Below are 12,646 nucleotides of genomic sequence, written 5' to 3'. Positions count from 1 at the left end.
TCAGCGTTTCCTGAATACGAGATCCCAGACACCGTGGCCCAGACGCAGGCCGCGGTTCTCGAATTTGGTCAGCGGCCGGTATTCCGGACGCGGGGCGAAGCCGGCCAGACCGGCGGCGGAATCGGCTTCCAGCGCGGTCGCCAGCGCTTCGGGCGACGGGTTGGCGACGCTGTTGTCCAGGCTGGGCTCGCGGCCGAGCACGTCGAGCATCTGCAGCGCGTAGTTTTCCCAATCCGTGGCGCAGTGGATATAGCCGCCCGGCTTCAGGCGCGAGGCGAGCAGCGCGACGAAGGGCGGCTGGATCAGCCGGCGCTTCTTGTGCCGCGTCTTGTGCCAGGGATCGGGGAAGAAGATGTGGATGCCGTCGAGCGAACCTTCAGCGAGCATGTCGCGCACCACTTCGACCGCGTCGTGATTGCCGATGCGCAGGTTGCTCAGGTTCTTCTCGGCGATCAGCTTGCACAGCGCGCCGACGCCGGGCACATGGACTTCCAGCCCGAAGTAGTCGTTCTCCGGGTGGGCCTCGGCGATGCGCGCCGTGGTTTCGCCCATGCCGCAGCCGATTTCGAGGATCTTCGGCGCGACGCGGCCGAACACCGCCGTCAGGTCGATGTTTTCCGGCTGGTAGGCAATGCCGATCTTGGGCAGCATCGTCCCGTAGTAGCGCTGCTGCGCTTCCGACATGCGGCCGGCGCGACGGACGAAGCTCTTGATGTGGCCGTGGCGGCCGGCGGTGTATTCGCCTTCGTCGCCTTCGGCGGCGGGGTGGATCAGCAGGTCGTCGCTCATGAACCGATCAGTCCGGTGGTCGGCGACGAGGGGTCGGCCGAGTAGTATTTGCGGGCCATGCGGCCGGCCAGGAAAGCCTCGCGGCCGGCTTCGATGCCCTTCTTCATGGCGCTGGCCATCAGCACCGGATCCTTGGCGTGGGCAATGGCGGTGTTCATCAGCACGCCGTCGCAGCCGAGTTCCATGGCGATGGTCGCGTCCGAGGCGGTGCCGACGCCAGCGTCGACGATGATCGGCACCTTGGCGTTGTCGATGATCAGGCGCAGGTTCCACGGATTGACGATGCCCATGCCCGAACCGATCAGCGAGGCCAGCGGCATCACCGCAACGCAGCCGATCTCTTCGAGCATCTTGCACTGGATCGGGTCGTCGGCGCAGTAGACCATGACCTCGAAACCTTCCTTGACCAGCGTCTCGGCGGCTTTCAGCGTTTCCGGCATGTTCGGGAAGAGGTTGGTCGGATCGCCAAGGACTTCCAGCTTGCACAGCGGGTGGCCGTCGAGCAGCTCGCGCGCCAGGCGCAGCGTGCGCACGGCGTCGTCGGCCGTGTAGCAGCCGGCGGTGTTGGGCAGGATGGTGAATTGCGACGGCGGCACAGCGTCGAGCAGGCTCGGCTGGCTGGCGTCCTGGCCGATGTTCACGCGGCGCACGGCGACGGTGACGATCTCGGCGCCGGAGGCGTCGATGGCGGCGCGGGTCTCGGCAAAGTCCTTGTACTTGCCGGTACCGACCAGCAAACGCGAACGATACGCCTTGCCGGCGATGGTCAGTTGATGCATGGAATACTCCCTTTCAGCCGCCGCCGACGGCGACGACGATTTCGAGTTGATCGCCCGACACCAGCGGCGTTGCCGCGTGCTGGCTCTTGGGGACGATTTCGCCGTTTCTCTCGACGGCGATGCGCTTGCCCGCGTAACCCAGTTGCTCGATCAGGCCGGCAACGGTCAGCGGGTCGGGAAATTGGCGGCTTTCGCCATTGATCTTGAGTTCGGGCATCGCGCTATTTTAGCAAGCCGCGCGGCTTGCGCGGGGCGGCGACGAAAAGGCGGTCATAGAGCCAGTTCGGCAGCAGGCGCAGCAGCTTGGCGACGATGCCCATCGGCCAGGGAATCACGGTATACGACACGCCGCGTTCGATGGCCGCCGCGAAGCGCCGGGCCGCTTCCGGTGCCGGCAGCAGGAAGGGCATCTGGTAGGGATTGACCGCCGTCATCGGCGTCTCGATGTAGCCCGGCGCAATGGTCACGACCTTGATGCCCTGCGGGCGCATTTCCAGGCGCAGGCTCTCGAGGTAGGCAATCGCCGCCGCCTTCGACGCCGAATAGGCTTCCGCCCCCGGCAGACCGCGAATGCCGGCGACCGAGGCGATCCCGCACAGCCGCCGCTGCCCACCGGCCGCCTTCATCGCCGGAATGAACGGCGCAAAGGTCGCAGCCATGCCGAAGACGTTGATGTCCATGACCCGGCGGAAAACCGCCAGGTCTTCCTCGCACTCGGTCAGCGTGCCGGCCGACACGCCGGCGTTGGCGATGACGATGTCGGGCGCGCCGAAACGGGCGATGAAATCGGTCGCAGCATCGTGCAGCGCCGCCGCATCGGTAACGTCGAGCGGATAACAGGCGTGTCCGCCGCCGAGACGCTCATTCAGCGCCGCCAGAAAATCCGGGCGGCGCGCGGCGAGGCCGAGCTGGGCGCCGTTTTCCGCGTAGTAAACGGCAAGCGCCTCGCCGATACCCGACGAGGCGCCCGTGATGAAGACTTTCAAGGTCAATTACTTCTTGCCGGCTTTCTCGCTGCGCACCCGGGCAATCAGCTTGTCAGCCACGGCCAGTTGCTGCTCGAACTGCAGGGTCGCGATCAGGAACTTGCCATCGACGGCCAGCGCCGGCACGCCTTCGATCTTGAAAGCGGCAGCCATCTGGTCGCCGCGACGCACCTTGCTCTGGACACCGAAGGAACCGAAGGCATCGGTGAATTTCTTGCGATCGACACCGCGCGCAGCCACCCATCCGGCGGCGGTCTTTTCGTCGAACAGGTTGGTGCGTTCCTGGTGAATGGCCTTGAACACATCGGCTTCCAGACGCTTGAGGTCGCCGGTGATCTCGAGTGCGTAGTACAGCTTGGCGGCGTTACCCCAGGCGGCACGGCCAAAGCTGACCGGCACTTTCTTGAGCACCACGTCGGCCGGCAGACCGGCAGCCCACAGATTGAGCAGCGGGTTGAAGTCGGCGCAGTGCGGGCAGCCGTAGCTGAAGAATTCGACGACTTCGATCTTGGCGGCATCGTCGGTGGGCTGCACCGGATTGATCATGACGAAATCGCGACCCGCGGTCTGCGCGGCCAGCGGGCCGGCAACACCGAGGCTGGCGCCCATGGCGATGGCGGAAGTGACGAAACGTCGACGGCTGAATTCCATACCTGACTCCTTTATTTGGACAATTGGGCTTCGATGCCGGATTTGGCAAGATCGGCGCGCACTTTGTTCAATTCATCGAGCTTGAAATAGGGACCGATGCGGACACGGTAAAGCGTCTTGTCCTCGATCATGACCTGCTGCACTGACGACTGGATGCCCATGAAGGCCAGCTTGGCCTTCTGGTTGTCGGCATCCTGCGCCGTGCTGAACGAACCGGCCTGCAGGAACAGGGGAACCCGGCTTTCCTTGCCACCTTCCTTGGCAGCCTCCGGCTTGGCGGTTTCGGGAACGGCCGGCGCCGGTGCAACCTTGTCGGGCTCGGCATCGGCCTTGCCCTGAAGGATGTCGTAGAACTGGAAACGCTTCTCCGGCACCGGGTCACCGGGCTTGCCGGGCAGCGCCAGCGGCTGGCCGGGCTGCGCCAGCGCCGGACGCTCGCCGCCCTGCACCTGGTTGTTGAACGGCAACGGCGCCTTGTTGATGTACCAGACCACCCCGGCGGCCAGGCAAACGCCGAGGACCAGGCCGATGAACATGCCGATCAGGGTGCCGCCGCCGGATTTTTTCTTCGCCGGCGGGCGTTTCGTGGATTTCATGTCGCGGGTCGTCATGGTTTTCCTTACATCGATTCAGGCGCGCTGACGCCGAGAATCGCCAGGCCGTTGCGGATCACCTGGCGAACGGCGGCAGCCAGGGCGACGCGGGCATCGCGCAGGGCGGCATCGTCGACCAGCATGCGCTCGGCGTTGTACCAGCCGTGGAATTCGCCGGCCAGATCCTTGAGGTAGAAGGCGATCATGTGCGGCGCCAGGTCGCGGGCCGCGGTCTCGATCACTTCGCGGAACTGGCCGAGCTGGTTGGCAATCGCCAGTTCGCGCGGGTTGTTGAGCAAGCCCAGGTCGGCATCGGCCAGGCCGGCCAGGTCGCCGCCCCACTGGTTGATCACCGAGCAGACGCGGGCGTGGGCGTACTGGATGTAGTACACCGGGTTCTCGTTGGTCTGGCTCTTGGCGAGATCGAGGTCGAAGTCGAGGTGCTGGTCGGACTTGCGCAGCGCGTAGAAGAAGCGGCAGGCGTCGTTGCCGACTTCGCCGCGCAGTTCGCGCAGGGTCACGAATTCGCCGGAACGTGTCGACATCGAGGCCTTCTGGCCGTTGCGATAGAGCACGGCAAACTGAACCAGCGCCACCTGCAGTTTGTCGCTGTCGAGGTCGAGCGCCTTGACGGCGCCGGTCACGCGCGGGATGTAGCCGTGATGGTCGGCACCCCAGATGTTGATGACCTTGTCGAAGCCGCGTTCGAACTTGTTCAGGTGATAGGCGATGTCGGAGGCGAAGTAGGTGTACAGGCCGTTTTCGCGCTGGACGACGCGGTCCTTCTCGTCGCCGAAGGTGGTCGACTTGAACCAGCGGGCGCCGTTCTGCACGTAGAGGTGGCCCTTCTTCTCCAGCAGGTCGACGCAGCGCGCGACCAGACCGGTGTCGTAGAGCGCCTTCTCGGAGAACCAGACGTCGAAATGCACGCCGAACTGTTCGAGATCGTCGCGGCAGTCGGCCAGTTGTTCATTGAGCGCGTGCTGGTGCACGTATTCCCAGTCGGCACCGAGCAATTCCTTGGCCTTGGCGATCAGCGCGTCGAGATGCAGTTCGCGCTGCTGCTTGGCTTCGTCGTCGCTGCGTCCGGCTTCGGGCAGGCCCGGGGTGCCGGCCAGTACCGCATCGGCGGCGCGCACGTACTTGTCGCCGTGGGCATTCTTCAGTTGCGCCGCCATGTCGCGCACGTAGCTGCCCTGGTAGGCGTTCGGCGGGAAGGGCACGATCACGTCGTGCTGTTCGAGATAGCGCAGCCAGGTCGACAGGCCGAGGATGTCCATCTGCCGGCCGGCGTCATTGACGTAGTACTCGCGGGTCACGTCCCAGCCGGCGAAGGTCAGCAGGCTGGACAGCGAGGCGCCGTAGGCGGCGCCGCGACCGTGGCCGACGTGCAGCGGGCCGGTCGGGTTGGCCGAGACGAACTCGACCTGGACCTTCTGCCAGCCGCCGGCGGTCGAGCGGCCGAAGTTTTCCTTTTCGGCAAGCACGGCCTTGACCACATCGGTCTTGGTGCCGGCGTCGAGGCAGAAATTGATGAAGCCGGCGCCGGCCACTTCTGCGGCCGTCACCAGCCGCGACGGCGGCAGTTCGTTGACCAGTTGCTGGGCAATTTCCCGCGGATTCTTCTTCAGGGCCTTGGCCAGCTGCATCGCCAGGTTGGTGGCGAAATCGCCGTGCGACGGGTCGCGCGGGCGTTCGAGCTGAATCGGCGTATCGGTTGCGGTCGGGGCTACGCTGGCCAGCGCCTGTTGCAACAGGGCGGTCAGCTGGGTCTTGACGTCTTGGGCCATTGATCTGCGGCTGAAAATAGCAAAAGCGCGATTATACGCCCTCGCCGCCCGTCAACGGCTTGAGGATCGCCGACCAGGCGGCAAGCTTGGCCGCCCGGTTGAGTGCGGCATGCGCCGGACTGGTCGACGGCAGGCGCTGCAGGCGCAGGCCGGTGGCCGCCAGCTCGGGCAGGGCGTGGCGGCGAAACGCCTGTTCGGCCGCAGCACCATTGAAGAACACATCGCGGATTCCGGGATGCGCCGTAAAAAACGCCGGGAAATCGTTGGCGCGCACGCTACCGGCAACGATGTCGGCGTCCAGGCTGCCTTCGCGCTCGCAGGCGGCAATCACGTCCCACAGCGCCACCCCGGCGGCCTGCAGGGCCTGCAGCCGGGCCAGATAGGGCAATTCCGGCGAGAAACCGATCAGTTCGCCGACGATGGGCCAGAAGGCGTTGTGCGGATGCGCGTAATAGCGGCCGGCATCGAGCGAGGCGCGGCCGGGCATGCTGCCGAGGATCAGGACGCGGGCGCCGGGCGCGGCCACCGGCGGAAAACTGCGGACGTCGGCCATCGCGGCCGACTCAGCCGCCGATGACGCGGTTCTTGCCGGCGCGTTTGGCCTGGTACATCGCCAGGTCGGCACGGCGGATCGCATCGCTGCCGGATTCGCCTTCGCCAAGTTGGGCGACGCCGGCGCTGAAGGTGATCAGCACCTTGTCCTTGCCGGACAGGAAGAAGGCCTTGGTCAGTTCGCGCTGCAACCGGACCATCGCCTCGATGCCCTGCTCCAGCGAGGTATCGGGCATCAGGATGATGAATTCCTCGCCGCCGTAACGCGCCAGCGTGTCGGTCGGACGCATGCAGGCGCGGGCGACCTTGGCCAGGTGGATCAGCGCATTGTCGCCGGCTTCATGGCCGAGACGGTCGTTGAGCCGCTTGAAGTTGTCGATGTCGAGCAGGCTCAGCGACAGCGCCGAATTGCGCCGGCGCATCGCGGCAATCTCGCGTTCCAGCGCTTCGTCCAGACCTTTGCGGTTGAGCGTGTCGGTCAGCGGGTCGTGACGGGCGAGCGAGCTCGCGCTGTCGAGTTCGCGGTGCAACTGGATCAGTTCTGCCTCGGTCGCCAGCACCTTGTCCTGCAGGCCGCGCAACTGCTCCCGGGAAACCGCCGTTTCCTCGGCCATGGCCTGGGTCGCCGAGACGACATCGCGGAGCAGGGGCGCCAGATCCTCGATCCGCGACACCTGCTCGATCTGCCGGGCGCTGTTCTCGATCCGTTCCTGGAATTGCGTGCTGGAAGAATTCATCGTCCCCAGGCGTTCGATGAAGGCCGCCAGCATCTGGCGCATTTCCTCCTGCGCCTCGACCGAACGCGCCCGCGCCCGGCTCTGCTTCTCCATGACATCGCGCAGACGCCGCTCCATCTCGTCGAGGTGACGCAGGGTCAGCGGCGGCTCGACCGCCGCCAGCAGACCGTCGATCTGCCCCTTGAACCAGGCATCGTCGATGCTGAGTTCGCCGATGTTCTGGATGATCAGCTGCAGGAGCTTGAGCAGCGATTCGCGGATTTCGATCTGTTCTTCGACCGCACAGGGAACCAGCACGGCGAATTCGCGCAGGACCGTATCCAGTCGCGAGAATTCGCAGGGCGAGACGCGCAGCGCCGCAAGCAAGGTATCCACGGCTTCGGCAAAACGGACGTCGTCACGCCCGAAGGCCGGCAACATCGTCTCGAACAAGTGCAACAGTGCCTGCGTCGTCTCATAGGGCAGATGCGTGGCCGATGCATTGGCGGCACCCGCCGCGATGAACCCCTGCAGGGCGTCCTGCACGCCTTGCCAGCTACGCCCGGAAATCGCCGCATCGAGCCGGCTCAACTGGGAGATCTGGGCTTCGCCGCGCGGCGTGAGTGCTGCCGCCAGCTGGCGCAGGGGCGGCTCGGGGAAGGGCGAGACGTTGGGTAGATTGGCAATCTCGTTGTAACACGCCTGAAAGTTGGCCGGGGTCGGCGCGAGATGGCGCGACGCCAGCCGTTTCAGGGCTTCCCGGGCAATGACGGAAGGATTGCGTTGATCGGACATGGGCAGGTGTGAATTCCGAGCGACGGACACCGTTTGCATCCGCCATGATTTTTGCAGCCAGTTTAGCCGAAACCGGCCAGCAATTTGACAGCGAATTATCACTTGTGCGACCAGCGGCAGCGCAATGTGTGCAGGCATGTTAACATCGCCGTTTGACCGAATTCCGGCCAGCATCCCGGCCTATCCCCCATGCGCCTTTTCCGCCTGCTCAAGATCGCCACCGTTGCCAGCCGTTTCGGGCTGGACGAAATGGTGCTCGAGCACGAGCCCTCCGGCCGTCTGGTCCGCCTGGCCAACGCGCTGCAGTTCTGGCGCAACCTGTCGGCACCGCGCGCCGAACGCCTGCGCCTGGCGCTGGAAGCGCTCGGCCCGATCTTCGTCAAGTTCGGTCAGGTGCTGTCGACCCGGCGCGACCTGATGCCGACCGACATCGCCGACGAACTGGCCAAATTGCAGGACCGTGTGCCGCCTTTCGATTCGGCGCTGGCCCTGAAGGAAATCGAAAAAGCCTACGGTCGCCCGGCCAGCGAGGTATTCGCCGAATTCGACCCGGTGCCGGTGGCTTCGGCATCGATCGCCCAAGTCCATTTCGCGCGCCTGCACGACTGCGACGGCGGCCATGAAGTCGCCGTCAAGATCTTGCGCCCGAACATGCTCTCGGTCATCGAGCACGACCTGGCGCTGATGGACAGCGGCGCCCTGCTGCTGGAAAAACTGTGGTCCGACGGCAAGCGCCTCAAGCCGCGCGAAGTGGTCGCCGAATTCGCCAAGTACCTGCGCGACGAACTCGACCTGATGCGCGAAGCCGCCAATGCCTCGCAGCTGCGCCGCAACTTCACCGACTCCGAATTGCTGATCGTTCCCGAAGTGCACTGGGATTTCTGCACCTCGACGGTGATGGTCATGGAGCGCATGCGCGGCACGCCGATCTCGCAGACCGACAAGCTGCGCGCCGACGGCATCGACCTCTCGAAACTTTCCGCCGCCGGCGTCGAAATCTTCTTCACCCAGGTCTTCCGCGACGGTTTCTTCCACGCCGACATGCATCCCGGCAACATCTTCGTCCATGCCGACGGCCGCTACATCGCGCTCGATTTCGGCATCGTCGGCACGCTGACCGATTCCGACAAGAACTACCTGGCGCAGAACTTCCTCGCCTTCTTCCGCCGCGATTACAAGCGTGTCGCCGAAGCCCACATCGAATCCGGCTGGGCGCCCAAGGAAACACGGGTCGATGAATTCGAAGCGGCCATTCGCGCCGTCTGCGAACCGATCTTCGACCGGCCGCTCAAGGACATTTCCTTCGGCAAGGTGCTGCTGCGCCTGTTCCAGACCTCGCGCCGCTTCAACGTCGAGATCCAGCCGCAACTGGTGATGCTGCAGAAAACCCTGCTCAACATCGAAGGCCTCGGCCGCCAGCTCGATCCGGAACTTGACCTGTGGAAAACCGCCAAGCCCTTCCTTGAGCGCTGGATGAGCGAGCAGGTCGGCTGGCGCGGCCTGATCAAGACCTTCAAACAGGAAGCGCCGTATCTGGCCCGCACCCTGCCGCAATTGCCGCGTCTGGTGCACCAGGCACTCAGCGCGCCGCCGCAGCCCAGCCTGCAGCCGCAGATGGAACAACTGGTCCGCGCCCGGCGCTGGCAAAACGTCTGGCTGGCGCTGATCGCCCTGCTGCTGGCCCTGCTGCTCGGCAGCCAGCACCTGTGATGCAGAACTACGACGAACTGACCGACAGCTTCAGCGAGGCGGACATCGCCGACTGGCTAGGCGAAGCCGAGATCGCCAAGGGACGCCCTTATGTCGACCTGGTTCGCGACCTCAATGTCGAGCACGGCGAAATCCACGCCGAAGTGCCCGGGTCGGCCCGCCGCCCCTACCGCGTCGAAGCACTGATCCGCGCCCAGGGGGACGACATGCAGCTGGTCGCCAGCTGCACCTGCCCGGTCGGCCACCATTGCAAGCACATCGCCGCGACCCTGCTCAAGGTGATCGAAACGCGCAACCCGAAAACCCGGGTCAGTGGCAGCGTGCTCTCCTGGGTCGAAGACCTGCGTCGGGCGTCGATCGCTGTGGCCAAGAAAAAGGCCCGCCCGGCCAGCGCCCGCCAGCAACTGTATTACATCCTCAAATGGACGACCGACCGCCGGCGTTTCGGCATCGAACTGCGTAAAGGCAAGTACCCGGAAAACGCCGAGGAATGGTGGAAGGTCGACCGCGCGCTGATCACGCCGCCGCAGTTCGTCACCGAGGAAGACCTCGGCATCCTGCGCCTGATCTGGGCTGAACGCGGCCACGACAGCGGCCTGCGCGCCTACGGGCTGGGGCCCAAGCACGGCGCCGAAATCCTCGAACGGATGGCCGCCACTAACCGTCTCTATCCGGAGGCCGATCTGGCGCTGCCGCTGCACGGCGGCGACAGCCGCCCGGCCAGCGTCGGCTGGCAGATCGACAGTCAGGGCTTCCAGCGCCCCTACCTGAAGCCCGAACCGCCGACCGAACTGATCATCGCCGTCGATCCGCCGTGGTACGTGGACCTGACCGAGGGCGAAACCGGGCCGTTGACGGTGACCGGCAACCCCGGTGTGGTCAATCGCCTGTTCAGCCTGCCGCCGCTGTCGGCCAAGGAAGCCGCGGTCGTCGCCGACGCACTGTCCGAACTGGCACCCGAACTGCCGCTGCCGGCCGAAGATGCCAGCGCCCGCCTGCGCCTGATCGAAACCCCGCTACAGCCGGTCCTTCATCTGGAAACCCTGCACACGCACGGCCACCGCCCCTGGCGCCACTACCCCTACAGCTTCAGCGGCGGCCCCTTCGACGTGGCTCATGTGATCTTCCGCTACGGCGACGCCGATCTGCGCCCCGACGAGAAGAACGAGTTCGTCACCCTGCCCGAAGGCGAAACCGTCCGCGTCAAGCGCCGCCCGGACGATGAGGCCCGGGTCATGGCCAGCCTGGCGCAAAGCGGCCTGCAGAAGATTCCGGCGAACACGCTCAACACCTTCGGCAGTCCGCCCGAGGGCATTCACGGCCTGGCCGACGAAGCCGCCTGGCCGGATTTCATGCAGCACCAGCTGCCGCTGCTGCGCGCCGCCGGCTGGCAGATCGAGTTCCCCGAGGATTTCCGCCACCACGTGGTCGAAGTCGACGCCTGGGAGGCCGAACTGATCGAGGCCGACGACGGCTGGTTCAACCTCGACATGGGCATTCTCGTCGAAGGCGAACGCCTGCCGCTGGCGCCCCTGCTGTCCACGCTGTTCCGACGCGACCCGCGCTGGCTGGAAAGCTACGAACTGTCACGCATCCCGGACAGCGAAAGGATCGAACTGCTGACCCCGGCCGGCAAGCGCCTGCGCGTTCCGGCCGGCCGCATCAAGCCGCTGGCGTCGACGCTGATCGACCTGTTCGACGGCTTCAGCGGCGGCCCGACCTTGCGCCTGTCGCGTTTCGACGCGCCGCGTCTGGCCGAGCTGACCGATACCAGCCGCTGGGAATTTCGCGGCCAGAACGACGTCATGGCCCTGGCCGAACGCCTGCAGGCGGCGCAGGGCATCGTCGACATCCAGCCGCCGGCCGGCCTGTGCCTCGACCTGCGCCCCTACCAGAAGGAAGGCCTGGCCTGGCTGCAGTTCCTGCGCGAACAGAAATTGTGCGGCATCCTGGCCGACGACATGGGCCTGGGCAAGACCGCGCAAACCCTGGCCCACCTGCTGCTGGAAAAGGAACAGGGGCGTCTCGACCGACCGGCCCTGGTGATCCTGCCGACCTCGCTGATCTTCAACTGGAAGAGCGAAGCCGCGCGTTTCGCGCCCAGCCTGCGCGTGCTCTCGCTGCACGGTCCGGAACGCAAACAGCGCTTCGCCGAGATCGACAGCCACGACGTCGTCCTGACCACCTACCCGCTACTCTGGCGCGACGCCGACGAGTTGATGCAGCACAGCTACCACCTGCTCATCCTCGACGAAGCGCAGACGGTCAAGAACGCCCAGAGCCGCAGCGCCGAAGCGGTACGCAAGATCGATGCGCGCCACCGCCTGTGCCTGACCGGTACGCCGCTGGAAAACCACCTCGGCGAACTGTGGAGCCAGTTCGACTTCCTGCTGCCCGGCTTCCTCGGCAGCAGCAAGCAGTTCACCCGCCACTGGCGCACACCGATCGAGAAGCAGGCGGACACCGACCGCCGCGACCTGCTGGCCCGCCGCATCCGGCCCTTCATCCTGCGCCGCAAGAAGGAGGACGTTGCCCAGGAATTACCGCCGAAGACGGTGATCGTGCGCAGCGTCGAGCTGGAAGGTGGACAGCGCGACCTCTACGAAACGGTGCGCGCGGCGATGGACGCCAAGGTTCGCGACGAGATCGCCCAGCGCGGCTTCGCGCGCAGCCAGATCGTCATCCTCGACGCCCTGCTCAAGCTACGTCAGGTCTGTTGCGATCCGCGACTGGTCAAGGCCAACTCGGCACGCAAGGTCAACGAGCGGGCCAAACTCGACCTGCTCATGGCCATGCTCCCCGAACTGGTGGACGAAGGCCGGCGCATCCTGGTCTTCTCGCAATTCACCAGCATGCTTGCCCTGATCGAACAGGAACTTGATGCCGCCGGCCTGGGCTACGCCAAGCTGACCGGCGACACCGTCGACCGCGAAACGCCGATCCGGCGTTTCCAGGAAGGCGGAGTCCCGATCTTCCTGATCAGCCTGAAGGCTGGCGGCGTCGGTCTCAACCTGACCGCTGCCGACACCGTCATCCATTACGATCCGTGGTGGAATCCGGCCGTCGAGAATCAGGCCACCGACCGCGCCCACCGCCTCGGCCAGGACAAGCCGGTGTTCGTCTACAAGCTGATCGTCAGCGGCAGCATCGAGGAAAAGATCCTGGCACTCCAGGAGCGCAAGGCCGAACTGGCCGCCGGCATCCTGTCCGAGGATCATCAGGTCGACGTCAAGTTCGGCGACGACGATCTGGCCGCCCTGTTCGAGCCGCTACCGGGCTGACCGC

General features: G+C 65.5%; 11 protein-coding genes. 2 read left to right on the top strand and 9 right to left on the bottom strand.

Annotation, left to right across the window (positions count from 1 at the left end):
* From trmB to Q0799_RS04525, 9 genes are read right to left on the bottom strand one after another with little or no spacing between them, the layout of a single operon-like run.
* Positions 1 to 789, bottom strand: a complete 789-nt coding sequence (gene trmB, locus Q0799_RS04565; protein ID WP_298394822.1) for a tRNA (guanosine(46)-N7)-methyltransferase TrmB — start codon at positions 787 to 789, stop codon at positions 1 to 3.
* Entirely contained in the window at positions 786 to 1,568 is a 783-nt protein-coding gene (locus Q0799_RS04560; RefSeq protein ID WP_121456534.1) for a thiazole synthase, read from the bottom strand. The genes trmB and Q0799_RS04560 overlap by 4 nt, the downstream gene beginning before the upstream one ends.
* A 13-nt stretch (positions 1,569 to 1,581) precedes the next feature.
* A complete protein-coding gene (thiS, locus tag Q0799_RS04555) occupies positions 1,582 to 1,785 on the bottom strand; it encodes a sulfur carrier protein ThiS (RefSeq protein WP_076095695.1) in 204 nt (67 codons plus the stop codon).
* A 4-nt stretch (positions 1,786 to 1,789) separates the two neighbouring features.
* Positions 1,790 to 2,554, bottom strand: a complete 765-nt coding sequence (locus Q0799_RS04550; RefSeq protein WP_366940766.1) for an SDR family oxidoreductase — start codon at positions 2,552 to 2,554, stop codon at positions 1,790 to 1,792.
* A 6-nt stretch (positions 2,555 to 2,560) separates the two neighbouring features.
* Positions 2,561 to 3,205, bottom strand: a complete 645-nt coding sequence (locus Q0799_RS04545) for a thiol:disulfide interchange protein DsbA/DsbL (RefSeq protein WP_298394800.1) — start codon at positions 3,203 to 3,205, stop codon at positions 2,561 to 2,563.
* A gap of 11 nt (positions 3,206 to 3,216) precedes the next feature.
* Complete coding sequence (locus tag Q0799_RS04540; protein WP_298394797.1) at positions 3,217 to 3,816, bottom strand: SPOR domain-containing protein; 600 nt, start codon at positions 3,814 to 3,816, stop codon at positions 3,217 to 3,219.
* Between the two features lie 8 nt (positions 3,817 to 3,824).
* Entirely contained in the window at positions 3,825 to 5,588 is a 1,764-nt protein-coding gene (argS, locus tag Q0799_RS04535) for an arginine--tRNA ligase (protein WP_298394794.1), read from the bottom strand.
* 31 nt (positions 5,589 to 5,619) lie between these two features.
* Entirely contained in the window at positions 5,620 to 6,141 is a 522-nt protein-coding gene (locus tag Q0799_RS04530; RefSeq protein ID WP_298394791.1) for a DNA-deoxyinosine glycosylase, read from the bottom strand.
* A 10-nt stretch (positions 6,142 to 6,151) separates the two neighbouring features.
* Positions 6,152 to 7,651 (bottom strand): diguanylate cyclase, encoded by a 1,500-nt coding sequence (locus tag Q0799_RS04525; RefSeq protein WP_298394789.1) that lies wholly within the window; start codon positions 7,649 to 7,651, stop codon positions 6,152 to 6,154.
* 189 nt (positions 7,652 to 7,840) lie between these two features.
* Between Q0799_RS04525 and ubiB the strand changes: the two genes are divergently transcribed.
* Together ubiB and Q0799_RS04515 are read left to right on the top strand one after the other, a co-directional pair.
* Complete coding sequence (ubiB, locus tag Q0799_RS04520; RefSeq protein WP_298394787.1) at positions 7,841 to 9,361, top strand: ubiquinone biosynthesis regulatory protein kinase UbiB; 1,521 nt, start codon at positions 7,841 to 7,843, stop codon at positions 9,359 to 9,361.
* A complete protein-coding gene (locus Q0799_RS04515; protein WP_298394784.1) occupies positions 9,361 to 12,642 on the top strand; it encodes a DEAD/DEAH box helicase in 3,282 nt (1,093 codons plus the stop codon). Before ubiB ends, Q0799_RS04515 begins: the two co-directional genes overlap by 1 nt.
* The last annotated feature ends 4 nt before the right edge of the window (positions 12,643 to 12,646 follow it).

It is taken from the genome of uncultured Azonexus sp. (genome assembly GCF_937982035.1).
Lineage (GTDB): Bacteria > Pseudomonadota > Gammaproteobacteria > Burkholderiales > Rhodocyclaceae > Azonexus.
Note: the sequence above shows the minus strand (reverse complement) of the source record. Positions and strands in the feature narration are given on the sequence as shown.

Excerpts from the sequence above, each read along its gene's own strand:
- Q0799_RS04515 (WP_298394784.1), top strand. The coding sequence starts at position 9,361 with ATGCAGAACTACGACGAACTGACCGACAGCTTCAGCGAGGCGGACATC.
- Q0799_RS04530 (WP_298394791.1), bottom strand. The coding sequence starts at position 6,141 with ATGGCCGACGTCCGCAGTTTTCCGCCGGTGGCCGCGCCCGGCGCCCGC.
- thiS (WP_076095695.1), bottom strand. The coding sequence starts at position 1,785 with ATGCCCGAACTCAAGATCAATGGCGAAAGCCGCCAATTTCCCGACCCG.
- trmB (WP_298394822.1), bottom strand. The coding sequence starts at position 789 with ATGAGCGACGACCTGCTGATCCACCCCGCCGCCGAAGGCGACGAAGGC.
- argS (WP_298394794.1), bottom strand. The coding sequence starts at position 5,588 with ATGGCCCAAGACGTCAAGACCCAGCTGACCGCCCTGTTGCAACAGGCG.
- ubiB (WP_298394787.1), top strand. The coding sequence starts at position 7,841 with ATGCGCCTTTTCCGCCTGCTCAAGATCGCCACCGTTGCCAGCCGTTTC.
- Q0799_RS04525 (WP_298394789.1), bottom strand. The coding sequence starts at position 7,651 with ATGTCCGATCAACGCAATCCTTCCGTCATTGCCCGGGAAGCCCTGAAA.
- Q0799_RS04545 (WP_298394800.1), bottom strand. The coding sequence starts at position 3,205 with ATGGAATTCAGCCGTCGACGTTTCGTCACTTCCGCCATCGCCATGGGC.
- Q0799_RS04560 (WP_121456534.1), bottom strand. The coding sequence starts at position 1,568 with ATGCATCAACTGACCATCGCCGGCAAGGCGTATCGTTCGCGTTTGCTG.
- Q0799_RS04540 (WP_298394797.1), bottom strand. The coding sequence starts at position 3,816 with ATGACGACCCGCGACATGAAATCCACGAAACGCCCGCCGGCGAAGAAA.